Raw genomic sequence first — 12,911 nt, forward strand, 5'->3', positions numbered from 1 at the left:
CTTACTCACGCGAAGTGAAAAAGTGCTTCTTTCATTCCCCCCGTTCTCGAAGGCTGGGAGAATGTTGTTCTTCCAGAATGGGGTTTTCAGGAATGGAACAACTCGACCGCCAGGACATCCTGCTGCTCTCCGAGCTGCAGCGCGACTCGCGCCAGACCGTGCAGCAGCTCGCCGCCGCCGCGGGCCTGTCCAGCACACCGTGCTGGAAGCGGGTGAAGGAGATGGAGGGCAGCGGCATCATCCGCGGCTACACCGCACTCGTGGACCGCGAGAAGGTGGGCCTCACGCTTTGCGTGCTTGCGGAAGTCAACCTCACCCGCCACAAGGAAGACGACGTGCAGCAGTTCGAGCGCGCCGTCGCCGCCTGCCCGCAGATTGTCAGCTGCTATTCGACGACGGGGCAGGCCGACTACATGATCAAGGTGCTGTTGCCCGACATCAAGGCGTACGAGTCCTTCCTGCACGAGGTGGCGTTCAAGCTGCCCGGCGTGACGCACGTGCGCTCGAGCGTCGTGCTGAAGGAGGTGAAGGCGGAGACCAGGTTGCCGCTGGAGGCGCCCGCGAAGCCGGCGGTGCGGCGAAGAAAGGGGAGGGAGTAAGATGGCCCGACCCACTTCGCGATCGACCATGGCCTCCTCTTTTTCGAAGCTCGAAGCTGAAGCGCTGAAGCTCTCCGTGGAAGAGCGCGTGCAGCTCGCCGACCACCTGCTCGCGAGCGTGTCCACAGAGCCCGACGTCGACGCCGCTTGGGCCGAAGAGGTCGAACGCCGCGTTGCCCAAGTCGAAGCCGGAGCCCCCCTCGTCAGTCTGGAGGATGCAGTCGCACGTGCGCGCCGAGCGATCCAGTGAGGATTTCGCTCAGTGCTGATGCGCAGCGGGAGCTCGAAGAGGGAGCGGTCTTCTACGCGCGGCATGCCAACCGGCTGATTGCCGATGCTTTCATCTCCGAGTTCGATCGCTCTGCGAAGTTGCTCATCGAGTACCCTGAACTCGGCTCGATCTGGCGCCGCAAGACCCGGCGACTGCCCCTGAGGCGGTTTCCCTACAGCATCGTTTACTTCGTGCGAGAGACCGAGGTCCGGGTCGTTGCCGTCGCACACCATCGACGGCGGCCGGGGTTCTGGAGGGGCCGCAGTTAGGGAGCTCTGCAAGTCCGGGTTGAATTTCACCCGGTATTTATTGACGAAATATTTCGTCCGGGTAATAATCTCGCCCATGAACCCGGACCCGAACCAGACCTACACGGCCTTCCTGGGCGGCCGCCTTCTCGCATCGGGGCTGCTTGCGGAGGTGGCCGTCGCGGCGCGTGCCGCGCCGGAACCCGGCGTGCTGATCTTCCGTGATGCCACCGGCGACCAGCTCGACCTGGACCTGCGCGGCGGCGAGGGCGACGTGCGCAGCCGGTACGAGCCCTTGCCGCGCCCGCGTGGGCGGCCGAAGCTCGGCGTGGTCGCTCGTGAAGTCACCTTGCTGCCTGACCAGTGGGACTGGCTGGCATCACAGCCGGGCGGCGCGTCGGTGGCGCTGCGCAAGCTCGTGCAGGAGGCACGTCGCAGCGGCTCCGGGCGTGAGCGCATGCGCCGCGCGCAGGAGCGCAGCTACAAGGTGATGGTGGCGCTGGCGGGGGACCGGCCCGGTTTCGAGGAAGCCGCGCGCGCCCTGTTTGCAAATGACATGCAGGCCTTCCGGACCCGCATCAAGGCATGGCCGGCCGACATCCGCGCGCACCTCGTGAAGCTCGCGGACCCCGAACACGACCCCGACACCAGGAGTGCAGAGTGACCACATCCCAATCGAGTGCCGAGCGCCGCAGGCTGTCGCGTGAAGCGCGCGACGCTTTCCCGCCCATGGGCATCTACGCCGTGCGCAACCGCGCGAGCGGCACGCTGCGCGTCGCGTCCAGCCGCAACGTGCACGGGGCCATCAACCGGCTGCAGTTCGAGCTGCGGCTCGGCCGCCATGCCGACAAGGCGTTGCAGGCGAACTGGAACGACGACCCGTCGCAGATCACGTTCGACGTGCTCGAACTCGTGAAGCAGCGCACCGACCCGGCGTTCGACTACGCCGCCGAATTGAAGGCGCTCGAAGAGATCTACGCGGCCGACCTTTGCGGGGGAGCGCAGCCATGAGCGCCGTGGAATTGCAGGCCCTGTTCGAACGCGAGCGTGTCCACGCGGCGGCCACATCCCGGCTCGACGAAGCGCTGGGCAGGCTGCACGGGATGTCTTGGGCGGACTTCGTCCTGCTGCAGCACCTGCACGACGCGCCCGGCGCGGCGCCGGAGCCGCAGCTGGCCGCAGCGCTCTGCGTTTCCCGCTCGAGGCTGCTCGTGCAGGTGCGGCCGCTCGAGAAGCTGGGGCTCGTCACGCGCTCCGCCCAGGAGGCGGGCCGCAGCGTCGGGCTGACCGCATTGGGCCTCAGGATGCTGCGCGAAGCGCGTAAGACCGCGGCGCTGGCCTGCTTGCGGATGGCGCAGGCGCGCGGCTGACGCCTTTCGGCGTACACGGCGCGCCGGCCGTTCGCGCATACGATGGCGTGTCGCGAACAACGAAGTACCTGCCGATGACCGACCCTGCGCATCACCCCAGCAAAGGCCGCCGCGAGGACGCGCGGCTCACCACCGGCCGCGGTGAATATACCGACGACGTCGAGTGCCCCGGCGCGCTGCACACGTTCTTCGTGCGGTCGCCGTATCCGTCGGCAACGGTGCGCTCGATCGATGCGGCTTCCGCGCTCGCCCAACCCGACGTCGTCGCCGTCCTGACCGGGGCGGACTTCGTCGCCGACGGCTTCGTCGATTGCCCCGCTCCATTCAGGTTCCCGCAGGGCGACGGCACCGAGGCGGTGGAAACACCGAGGCAACTGCTGGTGCGCGACCGTGTGCGATTCGCGGGCGAACCGGTCGCGATGGTGCTGGCGCGCAGCTTTGCCGCGGCGCAGGACGCCGCCGAGCTCGTGATGGTCGACTACGAAGAGCATCCTTGCGTGACGCAGCCCGCCGACACCCCGCTCGTGTGGGACGACCGCCCCGGCAACATCGCCTACCACTGGCGGCATGGCGACGCGGCCGGCGTGGACGCGGCCCTCGCGGCTTCGGCGCACGTTGCGCGACTCACGTCGAAATCGACGCGGGTCGCGGCGATGGCGATGGAGCCTCGTTCGGCGCTCGCGTACACGGGAGAGGACGGCCGCACCGTCATGCGCCTGTCGCACCAGGGCCCGCACCAGTTCCGCGACGAGCTGGCCAAGCGCTTCGGCCTGCCGCCCACGGACATCCGTGTGGTCATCGGCGACGTCGGCGGCTCGTTCGGCATGAAGTCCGGCGCGCTGCGCGAGGAAGTGCTCGTGTTCTGGGCCGCGCGGCGAATGAAGCAGCCGGTGCGCTGGACCGCCACACGAGCGGAGTCGTTCCTCAGCGACGAACACGGCCGCGACATCCGGATCCACACCGAATTGGGGCTCGACGCCGCAGGCCGCTTCACCGCGCTGCGGGTGCGCTACGACGTGAACGTCGGCGCGTACATGAACTGGCGCTCGACCTCGCCCGTCAACAACATCGGCGGCATCTCCGGCGTGTATGCGACGCCGGTCACCGCCGCCGAAGTGCGCGGTTGGTTCACGAACACGCAGCCCACCGCACCGTATCGCGGTGCCGGCCGCCCCGACGCCACGTACGTCATCGAACGCATCATCGACGTCGCCGCCGCCGAGATGGGCATCGACCCCGCCGAGCTGCGCCGCCGCAACCTGATCCCCGCCAGCGCGATGCCATACCGGACGAGCTTCCGCTTCGAGTACGACTGCGGCGAGTTCGAGCGCAACCTCGACAAGGCGATGGAGCTGGCGAAGTACGCGCAGTTCCCGCAGCGCCGCGACGAAGCGAGGCAGCGCGGCATGCTGCGCGGCATCGGCATCGCGATGCCCATCGAAATGGCCGGCGGCCTGCTCGCGGACAACGCGAGGCTGACCGTCAACACGCACGGCACCGTCACACTGCGCGTCGGTTCGGTGTCGGTGGGGCAGGGTCACGAGACCGGATTCTCCAGGCTGGTTGCGGATGCACTCGGCATACCCATCGAAAACGTGCGCTACGAGCAAGGCGACACCGACCTGCTCGCCGTCGGCCGCGGCAACGGCGGCTCGTCCGCGCTCATCCAGGGCGGCTCCGCATTGCGGCACGCGTCCGAGAACCTGATCGAGAACGCGCGCAAGGCGGCCGCACGCAAGCTCGAAGCCCACGCGGACGACATCGAGTTCGTGCGCGGCCGATTCCAGGTGCGAGGCACGGACCACGGCGTCGCGCTCATGGAGCTTGCGCGCGAAGGCGAGGCACTCGAAGGCACCGGCGCCTACAAGCCGGAGCGGCCCACGTTCCCCAACGGCTGCCACATCTGCGAAGTGGAGATCGACCCCGCCACCGGCCAGGTGAAGCCCGTGCTCTACGTCAGTGTCGAAGACGTCGGCCGGGTGATGAACCCCGTGATGGTCGAAGGCCAGATCCACGGCGGCGTCGCGCAGGGCCTCGGCCAGGTGCTGATGGAGGAGATCCGCTACGACGAGTACGGCCAGCTGCTCACCGGCTCGTTCATGGACTACGCGATGCCGCGCGCGGACGACATGCCGCCGATGGTCAGCGCGAATGTCGAGACGCCGACCGCACTCAACCCACTGGGTGTGAAGGGCGTCGGCGAAGCGGGCACCGTGGGCGCGATGAGCGCCACCATGAACGCCGTCTGCAACGCGCTGCAGCCCGAAGGCGTGCGCCACCTCGACATGCCTGCCACGCCCGCAAGGGTCTGGCACGCATTGCAGGCCGCTACCGGTAGCCGCGCGTCATCCGCCTGAGCCGCGGCAACGCTCCAGCCGTTGGCGCGCGAGCTGGATCGCGTCGGCCATGCGTTGGCTCTCGAGCCTGAACTCGGCCATGGAATTCCTGGAGTCCGCCACGACACGCAGCCGCTGTTGCTCCAGCTGCTGCAGCCGGGCCTTCTTGTCCTCGATTTCGAGGGCGAATTCGCCGCGGGCGACGGGTGGGTGATCGAGCGTGTCTTGCACGGTGCCTCCAGAAGGAGCGAGTGCAAGAACGGGCTGAGGTGGTATGAGCCGTCGGCAGGAGGCACCAGAAGAGCCGACTCAGTGGAACCCACAGTGTAGTGCCTGCGGCCCGGCTGGGCGTCGGCTTTACGCAGGCCGCAGCCCGGCCGTGATTCGCGGCCAGACGACGCGCTCGAGCGACCATTTGCCCGGCCCGAAGACGGCGATGCCGGCGAGGAGCGAGCCCCAGAACACGTGCTGCTGCAAGGCGGCAGGCGCGATCTCCGGGAGCGACAGCACGGCGACGACGTTCACGACCGAAAGCCCCAGCGCCGCGAACCGGCCGCCCAGCCCAAGGATGAGCAGCACGGGCAGCACGAGCTCGCCACCCGTGCCCATCACGGCGGCCAGCTGCGGCGGCAGCAACGGCACGTGGTACTCGTCCGTGAACAGCGCCAGGGTCGTGTCCCAATCGCGGATCTTCGTCAGCCCGGAAAGGAAGAAGGCCTGCGCGACGTACGCCCTCGCGGCGAGCGCGGCGAGGGGCTGCAGGGCGTCAAGCGCGGCGACGATGGACTGCCAGGCGGCCAGGATGCGGTCGATGTATTTCATGAAGGCTTCTCCAAAGTGCGGATGCGGCAGGCACGCAGCACGAGTTGCTGCTCCACCGCGGATGCGAGCCAGCTCGCGAAGTCGATGCCGGGTGCGGCGTCGAGCGCGGATGCGAGCGGTTGCCGCGCGAGCAGGGCGGCGACGAGTTCGGCCTCACCTTGCGCGAGCGGCCGCGACACGGGCCGGAAACCCTGCCGCCACACCAGCGTGTCGCCCACGAGCGCCGTCGCGGGCGCGAGGCGCAAGGTCACGCGGTCGGGCGGCAGGTTCACCAGCAGCTGCAGCGTGGGCAACTGCTGCGCGTCGTTGGCGGCCGTTGCTGCGCAGTGCAGCGCCCAGTCGACACGTGCGAGGTGCGCGAGCTGCGGCTCGTCGGCCACCAGCTGGGGAATCGACTCGATGTGCTGCGCGAGCCTTGCGCCCCAGCGTGCGATGTCGCCTTGCGCGGGCGGGCGGCGCAGCCAGTGCGTGCGCGCGAGGCCGTCGAAGTTCTCTTCGCCGAGCACGTGCAGCACGGTGGGGTACGCGGCGGCCAGCGCGCGACTGGCGAGTGCGCGCCCGTTGGCGCGATAAGCGCGCAACCCTCGCACCGACTTCCCGTCCGCGCGAGCCAGCTGCGGACCGGCGAGCAACGCCGCCGTCTCGATCCCCGGCAACCACAAGGAACGCAGCAGCGCCCGTTGCTGGGCGGCGAGGGCGTTCATGCGGCGAGCTCCACTTGCTGCAGCACGTTGCGGGCCACGTGCTGTGCGATGGCCGCTTCGTCCAGCAGGGTGTCGAGCGCAGGCACATCGGTGTCCCATTCGACCAGTGTGGGCACCTCGCCGAAGCAGAGCAGCGCATGTTCGTAGACCCGCCACACGCCGGCCGCGACGCGGCTGCCGTGGTCGTCGATGACGATGTCGTCCAGCACCTTGTGCCCCGCGACGTGGATCTCGCCGACGCAGCCGGTGGGGATGCGGTCGAGCCAGCGGTTGCAGGCCGCGACAGGATCGGCCTCGCCGGCATTCAGCGCATTGACGTAGATGTTGTTCACGTCGACCAGCAGCTGGCAGCCGGTGCGCCGCGCGAGTTCGGCCAGGAAGTCCGGCTCGTCGCGATCGGCGCCCGCGAGCGTGATGTACGCGGAGAGGTTCTCCACGAGCAGGGGGCGCTTCAGGCGGTCCTGCACGCGCTGCACGTTGGCGCACAGCACGGCGAGCGCCTGCGCATTGAAGGGCAGGGGCAGCAGGTCGGCCGCATGCAGGCAGCGGCCGCCGATCAACCCGCGCGCGAACGACGCGTGGTCGCTCACGCGCACCGGGTCGATGCGGTCGACCAGCCGCTCCAGCTGGTTGAGGTGCCACGCGTCGATACCCGCGGCCGAACCGAGCGAGAGCCCCACGCCGTGCAGGCTGACCGGGTACTCGCGCCGGCCCGCCTCGAGCACCGCGAGCGCGGCGCCGCCTTCACCGAAGAAGTTCTCCGAATGCACTTCGATGAAGTCCAGCGCGGGCCGCTGCTCGAGCAGCTCGCCGTAGTGCGCGTGGCGCCAGCCGATGCCGACCTGCGTCATGGCCCGCTTACGCCTTCTTGGCCTTGGCCTTGGCTTCGTCGGCCGTCAGGCCGCCCATGGATTTGCAGCTGCCTTTCTCGACGTACTTCCAGGCGCCGGGGTCGTTGTCGGCCTTGGCCTGGCCCGCGCAGGAGTGCGTGCCGGCGATGTTGGCGCAGTCGTTCTGGCCGGCCTTGGCGATGCCGTAGCACTTGTCCTTGCCGGGTTGCGGCGCGGCGGGGCCGGCCAGCAGCGTGGTGGACAGCACGGACAGCGCGGCGGCGGCGATCAGGGCACGTTGGTTCATGGTTCGATGGCTCCTTGAAGGGTTGAAAGGTCAACCAGCAGCGGCTGGTTGGGCGTCTGTCGGGGCTGCGCGCAGGTTCTTACACGCCGCATGCGATGTAAGGCGCGGCGCGTGCGTGCGACCTCTCGTCATGTACGACCTGATCTTCGACAGCGGCCAGCTGGCCGCGCGCGTGGTGTTCGTGGGCACGCGCTGCTCCCGCGACAACCTGCTGCGCAATTACCGGACGGGCTCCATCCATTTCGTGCGCTCGGGCCGCGCGGAGGTGCTCACCGGGCAAGGTGCGCCGATCCGCATCGAGGAGCCTTCGCTGGTGTTCTTCCCGCTCGGTTGCCCGCACTGGGTGCGCGCCATGGACGACGAGGGCTTCGACCTCGTGTGCGCTTTCACGAGTTATGGCGAGGGCTTCAGCCAGGCCATCTCGCTGTCGTTCCCCGAAGTGCTCGTGATGCCGCTCGCGCGCCTCGACGGCATCCGCCAACTGCTTGACGCCTTTTTCGCCGAAGCGGCGTCACAAGCGCCGGGCAGCCGGCAGCTCGCGGACCGCTTGTGCGAAGTGGTGCTCGGCTACATCGCGCGCCATGCGCTCGAAAGCGGCCGCTGCGCTGCAGGCGCGCTGGCGGGTGCCAGCGACCCGCAGATCGCAGCGGCCCTGCGCGCCATCCACACACGCTACCCCACCGCACTGGACATCGACGCGCTCGCGGCCGAAGCGGGCATGTCGCGCTCGCGCTTCGTGGAGCGCTTCCGCGCGGTGGTGGGCACCAGCCCGCACGACTACCTCACGCACTACCGCATCGGCGTCGCGCAGCAGCTGCTGCGCCGCCGCGTGCCGGTGAAGACCGTCGCCGGCCGGGTCGGCTACACCAGCGTTGCCGCCTTCGTGCGCCGCTTCAAGGGCGTGGTGGGCCTGCCGCCCGCCGCCTGGGCCGGATAGCAAACACTCGCGGCCGATCGGGCAACAGGAGCGGGGCTCGCGCAACGACAGTTCACCGTCCGGCCTGCTCATGGCCGAACCCACAGCCCGGGAGCTTTCGATGCTGCACCCTGCCGAACCCGATGCCGACACGCGCTTGCGCGCGGTGGAGGAGCTCGACGAGTTCGTCGCCGAGATCGTGCGATGCGCGCACAGGCGCGGCATCCATGTGCCGCCGCACCTGTTCGATTGGGCGGTCGGCGAAGGCTCCTGGGCTGTGGCCCTGTTCGCGGCTCGTTGCCCGCACGCCGCACTGCGCACCGCGGTGCGGCAGTGGGTCGCGCCGTACATCGCCTCGCACTTCGGGAACTTGCGCGAGGTCCTTGCCTGTCTGCTTCAACTTGAGGAATCGAAATGACTTTCCAGAAAATCGCCGGCCGCATCGCGGTTGCCACTTCCATCCTGTGCGCGGGCAGCGCTTTCGCCGCCGGCCCTACCAACGCCGAGTACTACCCCTTCGCCGAGATCATGGCCATGAAGATGATGGACAAGAACAAGGACGGCATGGTGTCCAAGAAGGAGTTCATGGACATGATGGGCATGGCCTGGGACATGAACGCGAGGAAGATGGGCGCCAAGGGCGACATGCTCACCGTGCAGCAGTTCCAGGAACTGCTGTCGTACATGCGGGCGGGCGGCTGATCAGCCGATCTCGTAGACGGTGTAGTCGTCGGCGATCCCGCGCAGGGCGCACTTGCGCGGGGTCGCCTTCAGGCCGGCACGCGAAATGAGCTCGCTGGAGGCCTGGTGCGAGATGACCGGCTCGGTCGCGAAAACCGACGCGGAATCGGCCAGCGCCTGCACGCGCGAGGCGATGTTCACGGTCTGGCCGAAGTAGTCGAGCCGGTCGTTCAGCGTGACGGCCAGGCACGGCCCTTCGTGCATGCCGATCTTGAGCATCAGGTCCTCGCGGCCGTGCGACTCGTTCAGGCGCTGCATGGCCTCGCGCATGCGCAGCACGGCGGCGATGCCGCGGTCCGATGAAGGGAAGGTGGCCATCACCGCGTCGCCGATGGTCTTGACGACCGCGCCCGACTCGCTGGCCACCGCGTGCCCGAGCACGCCGAAGTGCGCCTTCACCAGCTCGTACGCGGCGAGGTCGCCCACGCGCTCGTACAGCTCGGTCGACGCCTTGAGGTCCGTGAACACGAAAGCAAGGTTGGTGATCTTCAGCCGCTGGTCCGGCGCCAGCGTCTCGGCGCCGAACAGGTTGCGAAAGGTCTGGTGCGTGAGCAGGCGCTGCGCGGTGAGGAACTGCTTGCGCCGGCCCAGCATGTGGTGCAGCGCGTCCCCGGCGATGAAGAGGGCCGGCAGCACGCGCGTGTCGGTGCGGTTCTCCAGCGTCAGGCGCAGCGGGCCGGGCCGCATCATGTGCTTGGCCGTGGGCGACTGCACCTGGTTGAACACGATGCCCAGCTCCTGCCGCTCGCGCGTGGGCTCGCCCTGGATGTCCATGAAGACCGCCGCGTGCGTGACGGGCTCGAACGCGATGATGAACCCCGGTGGCAGCTGCACGGACATCGTGGCTTTCTCGCCCGCGCCGATCTCCACCCAGTCCAGCACCATGTCCTGCATGTGCTTCGCGAAATCCTCCGGCGGGGGCAGCACGATGCCCGACGCCCAGAACATCTGGCGCACGTATTCCCACATTGGCAGCTCGTGCGGCGTGTGGGCCGCGATCCTGCGCACGCGCGGGTTGACGGTGAAGGAGACCTCCACCACTTCATCGAGCGTGGGCTCGTAGTGGGCCGCGCAGATCGCGCAGTTGTATTCGCTGCGGTCGACGGAGCGCAGCGTGGCGTTGGCGTGCAGCACGCCGCCGCAGCCGGGGCACAGGATGTTCCAGGACATGTCGAACATGCCCAGCCGCGAAGCGTGCAGGAAGGCGTCGAGTGCCTTCTCCATGGGCAGGTTGCGCTGCTCGGCGAACTCGATCACGTTGACGCGGTTGAGGTCCGGGTCGGCGCCGTCCCGGACGAGGGCCTCGAGGGCCGCGACCGCGGCGGGGTCGGCGGACTGGCGCAGGACGCTGAACCGGGATTCGGTATCGCTCATGGAACCTCCACGGGTTTCGCACCGTTTGGTCGTGTGCGATCATCAAGTCTTACACCGATGAGCATCGAAAGCCAACTTGCCGACCACCGGGTGTACCTGCTGAGGTACGCCCGGCTGCAGTTGCGCAACGACGCCTGGGCGGAGGATGCCGTTTCCGAGACGCTCCTGGCGGCCGTCGCCAAGCCGCAATCCTTTGCCAACCGCAGCCAGCTCAAGACCTGGCTGGTGGGCATCCTCAAGCACAAGATTGTCGACGCGCTGCGGCAGCGCAGCCGCGAGGTGGCGCTGGACACGGACGAGGGCGACGGCAGCGAGGAGCTGGAGGCGCTGGCTTTCAAGGCCGACGGCCACTTCCAGCAGCAGCCGGCCGACTGGGGCAACCCCGAGCAGGACCTGAGCCGGCGCCAGTTCTTCGCGGTGCTGGAAGCGTGCACCGACAAGCTGCCGCCCGCCATGGGCCGGCTCTTCCTGATGCGGGAGTGGCTGGAGCTGTCCAGCGAGGACATCTGTAAGGAACTCCAGCTGACGCCGACGAACCTGTACGTCCAGCTGCACCGCGCCCGCTTGCGCCTGCGCGAGTGCCTGGAGCTGAACTGGTTCGGTAACAAGGAAGCCTCGTCGTGACAATGCTGCGCCGCACCTGCAAGGAGGTCGCCGCCCTCCTGGTGGCTCGCGAAGACCGCGAGCTGTCGGCGGTCGACCGCCTGGCGCTGCGGCTGCACCTGGCGGCGTGCAAGGCGTGCCCGGACTTCGAGCGGCAGATCCTGACCATGCGCAATGCGTTCGCGCGATGGCGCAATTACCAGGAAGGCGATTGAGCTGTGAAGCGCCGGGCGCTCGTGCTCGCAGCGACGCATGCGCTTGCTGTCGTGGCCGGGTTCGCGCTCGGCGTGTACTTCCTGCCCATCCTCGCGGCACCGCCGTCGCCGACCACGGCGCAGGTGCGCGATGTCTCCAAGGGTGCGAGCTACCACGGTGAATTCCGCCGCGCGCTGAAGGGCAGCGACGCGCTGCACTGGGGCGAAGGCCGCGTGAGCATCTCGCCGCAGGCGGTGAGCCTCGAAGGCCGCATCGCGCCCGGGCCTGCGTACCGCCTCTACCTCGTGCCCGAGTTCGTGGAGACCGGCGAGGACTTCCAGCGCTTGAAAGCGCGCTCGCTCATGGCGGGCGACATCAAGACCTTCGAGAATTTCCTCGTGCACCTGCCCGCCGGCACGGTGCTGGAGGAGTACCGCGCCGTGGTGGTGTGGTGCGAGGCGTTCTCGCAGTTCATCACGGCGGCGCGGTACCGGTAGGGGTGTGAAAAAGGGACATATATGACCGATAAAGCCGGATAAGCGGTCATATATGTCCGGAGTTTCACGAAACTCCAACGCAGCCTGATCAGTCCGCGTACTCGCCCGCTTCCTTGATCACCTTGCCCCAACGCGCCACCTCGGCTTCGATGAATTTGCGGTGACCCGCGGGTCCGACGCGGCTGTCGGTGATCACGCTCAGGCCCAGGGCCTCTTCGCGCTTGATCAGCTCCGGGTCCTTCAGCGCGGTGCGAAGCGCGGCATTCAGCTTCGCCAGCACGGCGGGCGGCGTGCCCTTCGGCGCGTAGAGGCCGTGCCACACCTGCACGTTGACGTTCTGCAAACCGGATTCGGCCAGCGTCGGCACGTCCTTGAGCGCCGGCACACCCAGGCGCTTCACGCCCGTCTGCGCGAAGGCCTTCACCTTCCTGCCTTCGATCTGCGGCACGGCGTTGGTCGCCTGCTCGCACATCAGGTCCACCTGCCCACCGATGAGGTCGTTCATCGCCGGGGCCGTGCCCTTGTAGGGCACAGGCGTCATCTTCACGTTCAGCGCGCTTTGCAGCATCAGGCCGCACAGGTGCGACGCGGAGCCGAGGCCCGCGTTCGCGAGCGTCACCTTGTCGCCGGTGCTGGCGATCCACTTGCGCAGGTCCGCGAAGGTGTTCGCAGCCAGCGACGGCTTGCTGATCACGACGGAAGCCGCCTCGTTGATCACGCCGAGCATCTCGAAGTCGTCCGGCACCTTGTACGTCAGCTTGCGATACAGCGCGGGCGCCGTCGCCATGCCGATGTGGTGCACGAGCAGCGTGTAGCCGTCGGGCGTGGCTTTGGCTACCTTGGCCGAGCCGATGGTGCCGCCGGCACCGGCCGTGTTGTCCACCACTACCGGTTGGCCGAGCGGCTTGCGCAGGGCCTCGGCCAGGTCGCGGGCGATCTTGTCGCTGGGGCCGCCGGCCGCGAACGGCACGACGAGCGTGACCGGTTTGCTCGGGAAGTCGCCCTGCGCCGCCGCCATCAGCGGGACGAGCGCGAGCGCCGCAACGTAGTTGCGCTTTGCTGTCATGTTGTCTCCTCGGGTATTACTGGGGATTTCCC

At 68.3% G+C, this 12,911-nt stretch carries 20 protein-coding genes; 13 read left to right on the forward strand and 7 right to left on the reverse strand.

The annotated features are described in order from the left end of the window. Nucleotides 1-92 precede the first annotated feature (92 nt). The 7 genes from H8R02_RS26285 (at nucleotide 93) to H8R02_RS26315 (ending at nucleotide 4,845) form a co-directional block, all read left to right on the forward strand. Complete coding sequence (locus H8R02_RS26285) at nucleotides 93-599, forward strand: Lrp/AsnC family transcriptional regulator (protein ID WP_187084489.1); 507 nt, start codon at nucleotides 93-95, stop codon at nucleotides 597-599. Between the two features lie 28 nt (nucleotides 600-627). Next, nucleotides 628-849 (forward strand): addiction module protein, encoded by a 222-nt coding sequence (locus H8R02_RS26290; RefSeq protein WP_187084490.1) that lies wholly within the window; start codon nucleotides 628-630, stop codon nucleotides 847-849. Further along, on the forward strand, nucleotides 846-1,139 hold the full coding sequence (locus H8R02_RS26295; RefSeq protein WP_187084491.1) for a type II toxin-antitoxin system RelE/ParE family toxin: 294 nt from the start codon (nucleotides 846-848) through the stop codon (nucleotides 1,137-1,139). The genes H8R02_RS26290 and H8R02_RS26295 overlap by 4 nt, the downstream gene beginning before the upstream one ends. Nucleotides 1,140-1,215: 76 nt before the next feature. Continuing rightward, entirely contained in the window at nucleotides 1,216-1,782 is a 567-nt protein-coding gene (locus tag H8R02_RS26300) for a DUF2239 family protein (protein ID WP_187084492.1), read from the forward strand. Beyond that, complete coding sequence (locus tag H8R02_RS26305) at nucleotides 1,779-2,129, forward strand: GIY-YIG nuclease family protein (RefSeq protein WP_187084493.1); 351 nt, start codon at nucleotides 1,779-1,781, stop codon at nucleotides 2,127-2,129. Before H8R02_RS26300 ends, H8R02_RS26305 begins: the two co-directional genes overlap by 4 nt. After that, a complete protein-coding gene (locus H8R02_RS26310; protein ID WP_187084494.1) occupies nucleotides 2,126-2,488 on the forward strand; it encodes a MarR family transcriptional regulator in 363 nt (120 codons plus the stop codon). Before H8R02_RS26305 ends, H8R02_RS26310 begins: the two co-directional genes overlap by 4 nt. Before the next feature lie 47 nt (nucleotides 2,489-2,535). Beyond that, nucleotides 2,536-4,845, forward strand: coding sequence for a xanthine dehydrogenase family protein molybdopterin-binding subunit (locus H8R02_RS26315; RefSeq protein WP_222622656.1), 2,310 nt, complete (start codon nucleotides 2,536-2,538; stop codon nucleotides 4,843-4,845). Here H8R02_RS26315 and H8R02_RS26320 read toward each other — a convergent pair. From H8R02_RS26320 to H8R02_RS26340, 5 genes are all read right to left on the reverse strand, one after another. Next, entirely contained in the window at nucleotides 4,834-5,055 is a 222-nt protein-coding gene (locus H8R02_RS26320; protein WP_187084495.1) for a hypothetical protein, read from the reverse strand. The two genes, H8R02_RS26315 and H8R02_RS26320, sit on opposite strands and share 12 nt — an antisense overlap. 126 nt (nucleotides 5,056-5,181) lie before the next feature. Continuing rightward, nucleotides 5,182-5,646, reverse strand: coding sequence for a DoxX family protein (locus tag H8R02_RS26325; RefSeq protein WP_187084496.1), 465 nt, complete (start codon nucleotides 5,644-5,646; stop codon nucleotides 5,182-5,184). Beyond that, nucleotides 5,643-6,350 carry an HvfC/BufC family peptide modification chaperone gene (locus H8R02_RS26330; RefSeq protein WP_187084497.1) on the reverse strand — a complete coding sequence of 236 codons (708 nt, stop codon included), beginning with the start codon at nucleotides 6,348-6,350 and terminating at the stop codon, nucleotides 5,643-5,645. The genes H8R02_RS26325 and H8R02_RS26330 overlap by 4 nt, the downstream gene beginning before the upstream one ends. Then, nucleotides 6,347-7,201 carry an MNIO family bufferin maturase gene (gene bufB / locus H8R02_RS26335; RefSeq protein WP_187084498.1) on the reverse strand — a complete coding sequence of 285 codons (855 nt, stop codon included), beginning with the start codon at nucleotides 7,199-7,201 and terminating at the stop codon, nucleotides 6,347-6,349. The genes H8R02_RS26330 and bufB overlap by 4 nt, the downstream gene beginning before the upstream one ends. Nucleotides 7,202-7,208: 7 nt before the next feature. After that, nucleotides 7,209-7,487: a BufA1 family periplasmic bufferin-type metallophore gene (locus H8R02_RS26340; protein ID WP_187084499.1), complete on the reverse strand. Its 279-nt coding sequence runs from the start codon at nucleotides 7,485-7,487 to the stop codon at nucleotides 7,209-7,211. Between the two features lie 115 nt (nucleotides 7,488-7,602). Between H8R02_RS26340 and H8R02_RS26345 the strand changes: the two genes are divergently transcribed. From H8R02_RS26345 to H8R02_RS26355, 3 genes are all read left to right on the forward strand, one after another. Then, on the forward strand, nucleotides 7,603-8,424 hold the full coding sequence (locus H8R02_RS26345) for a helix-turn-helix domain-containing protein (RefSeq protein ID WP_187084500.1): 822 nt from the start codon (nucleotides 7,603-7,605) through the stop codon (nucleotides 8,422-8,424). A 70-nt stretch (nucleotides 8,425-8,494) separates the two neighbouring features. Continuing rightward, nucleotides 8,495-8,821, forward strand: a complete 327-nt coding sequence (locus H8R02_RS26350; RefSeq protein WP_187084501.1) for a hypothetical protein — start codon at nucleotides 8,495-8,497, stop codon at nucleotides 8,819-8,821. Beyond that, nucleotides 8,818-9,105 carry an EF-hand domain-containing protein gene (locus tag H8R02_RS26355; RefSeq protein WP_187084502.1) on the forward strand — a complete coding sequence of 96 codons (288 nt, stop codon included), beginning with the start codon at nucleotides 8,818-8,820 and terminating at the stop codon, nucleotides 9,103-9,105. The genes H8R02_RS26350 and H8R02_RS26355 overlap by 4 nt, the downstream gene beginning before the upstream one ends. Here the strand turns inward: H8R02_RS26355 and H8R02_RS26360 are convergent, their stop codons facing one another. Continuing rightward, on the reverse strand, nucleotides 9,106-10,518 hold the full coding sequence (locus H8R02_RS26360) for an adenylate/guanylate cyclase domain-containing protein (RefSeq protein ID WP_187084503.1): 1,413 nt from the start codon (nucleotides 10,516-10,518) through the stop codon (nucleotides 9,106-9,108). A 57-nt stretch (nucleotides 10,519-10,575) separates the two neighbouring features. Here H8R02_RS26360 and H8R02_RS26365 point away from each other — a divergent pair, with 57 nt between their 5' ends. From H8R02_RS26365 to H8R02_RS26375, 3 genes are read left to right on the forward strand one after another with little or no spacing between them, the layout of a single operon-like run. Further along, the gene (locus tag H8R02_RS26365; RefSeq protein WP_187084504.1) at nucleotides 10,576-11,142 is read left to right on the forward strand and encodes a sigma-70 family RNA polymerase sigma factor; all 567 of its coding nucleotides are present in this window, start codon (nucleotides 10,576-10,578) and stop codon (nucleotides 11,140-11,142) included. Nucleotides 11,143-11,144: 2 nt separating this feature from the next. Next, a complete protein-coding gene (locus H8R02_RS26370) occupies nucleotides 11,145-11,336 on the forward strand; it encodes a zf-HC2 domain-containing protein (RefSeq protein WP_187084588.1) in 192 nt (63 codons plus the stop codon). A gap of 3 nt (nucleotides 11,337-11,339) precedes the next feature. After that, nucleotides 11,340-11,813 carry a DM13 domain-containing protein gene (locus H8R02_RS26375; RefSeq protein WP_187084505.1) on the forward strand — a complete coding sequence of 158 codons (474 nt, stop codon included), beginning with the start codon at nucleotides 11,340-11,342 and terminating at the stop codon, nucleotides 11,811-11,813. 88 nt (nucleotides 11,814-11,901) lie between these two features. On the opposite strand, the gene H8R02_RS26380 is transcribed toward H8R02_RS26375, so the two are convergent. Further along, complete coding sequence (locus H8R02_RS26380) at nucleotides 11,902-12,879, reverse strand: tripartite tricarboxylate transporter substrate-binding protein (protein ID WP_187084506.1); 978 nt, start codon at nucleotides 12,877-12,879, stop codon at nucleotides 11,902-11,904. Between the last annotated feature and the right edge of the window lie 32 nt (nucleotides 12,880-12,911).

Origin of the sequence: Ramlibacter albus (genome assembly GCF_014297445.1) — a bacterium.
GTDB lineage: Bacteria > Pseudomonadota > Gammaproteobacteria > Burkholderiales > Burkholderiaceae_C > Ramlibacter > Ramlibacter albus.

Coding starts and splice junctions, on each gene's coding strand:
- H8R02_RS26285 (WP_187084489.1), top strand. CDS start 93: ATGGAACAACTCGACCGCCAGGACATCCTGCTGCTCTCCGAGCTGCAG.
- H8R02_RS26290 (WP_187084490.1), top strand. CDS start 628: ATGGCCTCCTCTTTTTCGAAGCTCGAAGCTGAAGCGCTGAAGCTCTCC.
- H8R02_RS26300 (WP_187084492.1), top strand. CDS start 1,216: ATGAACCCGGACCCGAACCAGACCTACACGGCCTTCCTGGGCGGCCGC.
- H8R02_RS26310 (WP_187084494.1), top strand. CDS start 2,126: ATGAGCGCCGTGGAATTGCAGGCCCTGTTCGAACGCGAGCGTGTCCAC.
- H8R02_RS26325 (WP_187084496.1), bottom strand. CDS start 5,646: ATGAAATACATCGACCGCATCCTGGCCGCCTGGCAGTCCATCGTCGCC.
- H8R02_RS26330 (WP_187084497.1), bottom strand. CDS start 6,350: ATGAACGCCCTCGCCGCCCAGCAACGGGCGCTGCTGCGTTCCTTGTGG.
- bufB (WP_187084498.1), bottom strand. CDS start 7,201: ATGACGCAGGTCGGCATCGGCTGGCGCCACGCGCACTACGGCGAGCTG.
- H8R02_RS26340 (WP_187084499.1), bottom strand. CDS start 7,487: ATGAACCAACGTGCCCTGATCGCCGCCGCCGCGCTGTCCGTGCTGTCC.
- H8R02_RS26350 (WP_187084501.1), top strand. CDS start 8,495: ATGGCCGAACCCACAGCCCGGGAGCTTTCGATGCTGCACCCTGCCGAA.
- H8R02_RS26355 (WP_187084502.1), top strand. CDS start 8,818: ATGACTTTCCAGAAAATCGCCGGCCGCATCGCGGTTGCCACTTCCATC.
- H8R02_RS26360 (WP_187084503.1), bottom strand. CDS start 10,518: ATGAGCGATACCGAATCCCGGTTCAGCGTCCTGCGCCAGTCCGCCGAC.
- H8R02_RS26365 (WP_187084504.1), top strand. CDS start 10,576: ATGAGCATCGAAAGCCAACTTGCCGACCACCGGGTGTACCTGCTGAGG.
- H8R02_RS26370 (WP_187084588.1), top strand. CDS start 11,145: ATGCTGCGCCGCACCTGCAAGGAGGTCGCCGCCCTCCTGGTGGCTCGC.
- H8R02_RS26380 (WP_187084506.1), bottom strand. CDS start 12,879: ATGACAGCAAAGCGCAACTACGTTGCGGCGCTCGCGCTCGTCCCGCTG.